General features: G+C 41.4%; 5 protein-coding genes. 4 read left to right on the forward strand and 1 reads right to left on the reverse strand.

The window, feature by feature from the left end; all coding sequences use genetic code 11:
- Positions 1 to 444 precede the first annotated feature (444 nt).
- The 4 genes from H5185_RS21265 (at position 445) to H5185_RS21280 (ending at position 4,355) form a co-directional block, all read left to right on the forward strand.
- Entirely contained in the window at positions 445 to 915 is a 471-nt protein-coding gene (locus H5185_RS21265; protein ID WP_182743121.1) for a MerR family DNA-binding protein, read from the forward strand.
- Entirely contained in the window at positions 915 to 3,161 is a 2,247-nt protein-coding gene (locus H5185_RS21270) for a heavy metal translocating P-type ATPase (RefSeq protein ID WP_182743122.1), read from the forward strand. The genes H5185_RS21265 and H5185_RS21270 overlap by 1 nt, the downstream gene beginning before the upstream one ends.
- Positions 3,162 to 3,171: 10 nt before the next feature.
- The gene (locus H5185_RS21275; RefSeq protein WP_124014888.1) at positions 3,172 to 3,522 is read left to right on the forward strand and encodes a cupredoxin domain-containing protein; all 351 of its coding nucleotides are present in this window, start codon (positions 3,172 to 3,174) and stop codon (positions 3,520 to 3,522) included.
- Between the two features lie 164 nt (positions 3,523 to 3,686).
- Positions 3,687 to 4,355 (forward strand): glutathione S-transferase, encoded by a 669-nt coding sequence (locus H5185_RS21280; RefSeq protein ID WP_182743123.1) that lies wholly within the window; start codon positions 3,687 to 3,689, stop codon positions 4,353 to 4,355.
- Between the two features lie 11 nt (positions 4,356 to 4,366).
- On the opposite strand, the gene H5185_RS21285 is transcribed toward H5185_RS21280, so the two are convergent.
- Positions 4,367 to 4,672 (reverse strand): hypothetical protein, encoded by a 306-nt coding sequence (locus H5185_RS21285; RefSeq protein ID WP_182743124.1) that lies wholly within the window; start codon positions 4,670 to 4,672, stop codon positions 4,367 to 4,369.
- Positions 4,673 to 4,810: the final 138 nt, after the last annotated feature.

The raw sequence follows: 4,810 nt of genomic DNA on the forward strand, positions 1-4,810 counted from the left end.
TGTCAAAGTTGGTGATACGCTTTGGAGTATTGCAAAAGTGTATAAGGTTAGCGTTGATCAGATCACGAGTTGGAATAATATGACGGATAAAGACAGGTTAAGTGTAGGTAAAACCTTGATGTTTTATCATCAAGCGGTAAAAAACAACATTTAACACTCTAGTCTTTAATCTCATCATACAAAACTGGCTAATGTGAGATGAGAGGTTCACATATTTTAAATCTGCTTCTCATCTAATTCTCGATTCATGCGCCATGACTTGATGAACAGTGAGACGTCATCGCTATTATTTTTCTGCTCGGTATCGACAGCTTTTCTTGTTCACCTTCCACCCAAATGATTATCACTTTAGCTTGAGTCGTTAAAATCCCTACTTGACCCGTGTGTTACACATAGGTTTATAGTCAGATGATTATAATGATTAACCTTAGCGGTGGAGGCTGCATGAAAGTGAACCAACTTGCTAATGAATTAGGTATTACTGCCGACACAGTGCGCTTTTACACTCGCATTGGCCTACTTAATCCCAATAAATCTCCAGTCAATGGTTATAAAGTCTATGACCATAAAGATAAGTCGCGTATGCAATTTATCTTAAGCGCTCGAAGACTTGATTTTTCAGTTGAAGAAATTAAAGTGATTTTTTCAAAAACCGATCATGGTGAAAGTGCCTGCCATCTTGTGCGAACGTTAGTTAAACAAAAGCTGGCTGAAACGGAAAGACAATTTAATGAAATGGTTAGACTACGTTCAAGGCTTGCACACGCAGTTGAGCAATGGTCAACCATGCCAGATAACTTACCGACAGGAAATATGATTTGCCATTTGATTGAAGGTTCACATCAAACAGATGGCACTCCTGCAAGAATTAATCAGGATGATAAGATTACATTAACACCAACGGAGGTTAAGTAATGGAACACACAACGCATTCACCTATACAGCTCAATATTATCGGCGCAGGCTGCGCTAGCTGTGTTGGTAAAATTGAGAAAGCCATTAAAACCGTACAAGGCGTAGATTCGGCCGATATGAATTTTGCAGATAGAACGGTACTTGTTACTGGTCAAGCAACTGCAGAGTCCATTATCAACGCGGTAGAAAGTGCCGGTTATAACGCCACTCAAATCCAAGCTGAGTCGGCAGAAGATGCCATGAACGAAAAAGAGCAGGCTGATTTACAGCATTATAAAAGTTTATTACGCCATACCATTATCGCTTTAAGCGTCGGTATTCCGTTGATGATCTATGGACTTTTTATTGGCGAAATGACGGTATCAAGCCTCTCAGAGCAAATGGTATGGGGGCTGGTTGGTGTAGTTACCTTGGCCATTATGTTGATATCCGGTAAACATTTTTATATCGGTGCTTGGAAATCTTTTTTAAACCATAACGCCAATATGGACACCCTCATCGCCTTGGGAACAGGAACGGCTTGGATATATTCGATGCTAATTGTGGCATTTCCGCAGTGGTTTCCCGAAATGGCAAGACATGTTTACTTTGAAGCAACCACAATGATCATTGGTTTAATTAATCTTGGTTTAGCACTAGAAGTGAAAGCGCGCGGTAAGACCTCTGAAGCCATTAAGCGTCTTATTGGCCTGCAAGCAAAAACGGCGCGGGTTATCCGTGATGGTAAAGAAATCGATATCGACATTGCCCAAGTGTTACTTAACGATCATGTTAGAGTCCGTCCTGGCGAAAAAATCCCCGTGGATGGGGTGGTTATTGAAGGTAAAAGTACCATTGATGAGTCAATGCTGACCGGTGAGCCCATGCCAGTTGAAAAAGCTGTAGATGATGATGTGGTCACCGGTACTTTAAATAAATCTGGCTCAATCATATTTAAAGCAACACGGGTCGGAAAAGATACCGCACTGGCGCACATTATTAGTATGGTCAAACGGGCACAAAACTCGAAGCCACCGATTGGTCGATTAGCGGATGTCATTGCCGCTTATTTTGTACCAGCCATTATGATCATTGCCATTGTCAGTGCCATGGTGTGGTTTAACGTTGGTCCTGAGCCATCAATGGTATTTGCCATAGTATCTGCTACAACCGTGTTGATTATCGCTTGCCCTTGTGCCCTCGGACTCGCAACACCAATGTCGGTAATGGTTGGCGTTGGTAAGGCGGCTGAATCTGGGGTACTTATTCGTAACGGTGAAGCTTTACAAACGGCCTCTAAAATCACCGCAATGGTTTTAGATAAAACAGGCACCATTACCGAAGGTAAACCGCAAGTTACCGATATTATTCTGGCTCATGCAGACAGTGAAGAGCAGGTAATTGCCTTATCGGCTGGAATTGAAAGTCACTCCGAACACCCCTTAGCACAAGCCATTGTTGACAGTGCCAACGCTAGAAGTATTAAAGCCATTAACACTGAACACTTTAATGCCATTTCGGGTCAAGGTGTAGAAGCTCAGATGGATGGACAAACATTACTGTTTGGTAATGAAAAACTGATGCAAGACAACAATATTGCGATTAGTGACTACCAAACCAAGGCCCAAACCTTAGCCAAAGAGGCTAAAACACCTATGTATTTGGCGCTTGCAGGGCAGTTACTTGCCATTATCGCAGTATCTGATCCGATAAAATCCGATTCAATCGAAGCGATTGCGAGACTAAAACTCAGTGGCATTAAAGTGATTATGTTAACCGGAGATAATAAAGCCACCGCAGCCGCAGTGGCGAAGAAAGTCGGTATTGATGACTTTTTCGCTGAAGTTATGCCAGAAGATAAAGCCAAAAAAGTCGCTGAACTTCAGCAACAAAATGAAATTGTTGGCATGACTGGTGATGGCATTAATGACGCTCCAGCGTTAGCCTTAGCCGATGTCGGCTTTGCAATTGGTACAGGTACCGATGTCGCGATAGAAAGTGCCGATATTACCTTAATGCGTGGATCACTTCATGGATTAGCCGATGCCATAGCCATTAGTAAAGCAACGCTGCGCAACATTAAACAAAACTTGTTTGGTGCATTTATTTATAACGTTGCGGGTATTCCGTTAGCGGCAGGAGTGCTTTATCCGGTATTTGGTATTTTGTTAAACCCAGTGATTGCCGGAGCGGCGATGGCCTTTTCATCGCTTACCGTCGTCAGTAACGCCAACCGTTTACGTCTGTTTAAAGCTAAAGAACACTAGGAGACTCAAAATGTTGATTAATTTACTGTGTATCGCATTAATCGGTTTTATCATTTGGTGGTTTTGGCTGTATAAACCATCAAATGAAACTAAGGTTGATGCTAGCACATCAATAGTGGTTAAAGACGGGGTGTATTCGCCTGCAAGAATTAACATTAGCGCCAATACGCCGACAGAAATAACCTTTTTACGCCAAGATAAATCCGGATGTTCCGCCACAGTCTTGCTACCCGACTTAGATATTAGCCAAGATTTAGCACTGGATAAACCCACCAAGGTAGCATTACCTGCTCTGGAAAAAGGCGAGTATCCATTTCATTGTCAGATGCAAATGTATAAAGGCGTGTTGATCGTTGAGTAAGCGTTGCCAGCCCGTTATGGCATAACGGATTGGATAATGAATCTTTGGGGGACATGAACAAAATGACGTTCAGAACTTGATAGTGTAATGTCACCCTAAGATTTAATTAATGAATATAGTTAAAGTAACAAAGCCTATCGGCAAAATGAATTTACTGAGCAAAAATGACCCAGACAATTGACTTACCCATACTTTATTCTTTAAGAAATTGCCCTTATGCAATGCGGGCTAGGTTGGCGATTTATGCTTCAGGCCAGCAAGTTCAGCTACGCGATATAGTGTTAAGTAACAAACCTGATGAGATGCTTAAGGTGTCACCTAAAGGCACCGTCCCGGTACTAGTCACAACTGATAACCAGGTGATCGATGAAAGCCTAGCCATCATGCAATGGGCATTTTTACAAACAGACCCAGAAGGTTACACTAACAAAGCTGTCCCCAACGCTTTAGATGAAATGTTGGCTGTGATTGCGATATTTGATAATGAATTTAAAGGTCATCTTGAACGCTATCGCTGCTCAAAACGTTACCATGAACCCTCATTACCAGAAGATAGACAGCAATGTGAGCGTTATCTTGCCGATCTGGAATCGCGACTCTGTCTGCACCAGTATTTGATGTCCGATAAACCAAGCTTAACTGATTTGGCATTAATGCCGTTTATGCGGCAGTTTGCCCAAGTAGAGCGGCAATGGTATCTACAATCTCCCTATCCAAAATTGCGCCAATGGTTGAATCATTTTTTGCAAAGTCGGATGTTCAGCAAGGTAATGGTACAAAATTCAATGTGGTTAGACACTAAACAACGCCTAATATTTGGCGCTGATGTCTAGGGCTATTATTTTTATTGAGCTTGAGTATTTAAGATTAATTCGGCATAGCGCGACATTGGAATATTGATTTGTTGTTGCAATATTTGAGCCTTACGCATGAGTTGTTCAGTTTCTATTTGGGGTATGGCATTTTTGAATGCCAGAATGATCCTGTTGCCACTGTCAACTTCGAAACTGATTAAGCGATGTTCAAATTCTAGCGCAAGTAATGCATCCAACTCTTGTCGAAGTTCTACCGATGTATGCCAAATATTGAGTACTAAAACGCCATTTTCATTGAGTGCATTTTTACAATCCCGTAAATAGGATGACTGCACTTGGTTAGGTTCCATGCCTTGTGAGTTATACAAATCTGAAAAAATAACATCAATTTGTTATTGTCGTAATAATGATAGTAGTTTTATATTTGAAAAAAGTCACTTTCTGGATACATTATATTGACTTAACCACGAATA

Source organism: Shewanella sp. SG44-6 (assembly GCF_014164185.1).
Classification (GTDB): domain Bacteria; phylum Pseudomonadota; class Gammaproteobacteria; order Enterobacterales; family Shewanellaceae; genus Shewanella; species Shewanella vesiculosa.